This is a genomic window from Roseateles sp. P5_E11, assembly GCF_054049355.1.
Genome location: NZ_JBFUMO010001183.1, coordinates 1 through 596, shown reverse-complemented (window position 1 = coordinate 596; position 596 = coordinate 1). Strand labels below are relative to the sequence as shown.

The following is a 596-nucleotide window of genomic DNA, read 5'->3' as shown; positions in this document are numbered from 1 at the left end:
CGCCGAAGTAGTGCTGGCTGCACAGTGCCGTGATCAGCGGCGTGGTGTCGCAGAAGACCAGTTCATGCGCCCGCGCCGCGGCCTCGATGCGCGCGGCCTGCTCGGCAGCGATATGGGCCTGCTCGTGCTGCAGCGGTGTGCGGCCATGGGCGTCGCACCATTCGCGCAGGTATTCGCTGACGAGCCCGGCATTGAATTGCCGTGCCAATGCCTCGGCCAGCGTGGACTTGCCGGTGCATTCGGCACCCAACAAGGCAATCATCCTTGCCATGAAGGCTCCGCAAATTGTGCGTGGCCAAGTTCGCCGTGTGGTGGCTGGCCAAGCGACTGCCGTGGAACCGGCTTTGCCGGGCCACTGGCAGTGCCCCCTCGAAGGGGGCGCGCGCAACGCGTAGGGGGGGAGCTCATTTTCTCCAGGCGCGCCAGCCGATCACGCTCATCGGGATGAAGCCGGCGTAGAGGATCACGGTCAGCCAATAGCCCTTGAGGCCAAAGAGCACGACGCTGACCACGTTGACGACGATCCAGGTCGGCCAGTTCTCTTCGTATTTGCGCGCCAGCAGCCATTGGCCAAGCAGGCTGGCGACTGTGGGGAA

Annotated in this window: 2 protein-coding genes; both read right to left on the bottom strand. The window is 64.9% G+C overall.

The genetic code is table 11. The features are described 5' to 3' along the window. Positions 1–262 (bottom strand): AAA family ATPase (locus ACXJKR_RS34225; protein ID WP_457326653.1); only part of this gene is annotated, 262 nt, incomplete at its 3' end. Positions 263–404: 142 nt separating this feature from the next. Beyond that, positions 405–596: nicotinamide mononucleotide transporter (locus ACXJKR_RS34220; protein ID WP_457326652.1), on the bottom strand; the 192-nt coding region annotated here is incomplete at its 5' end.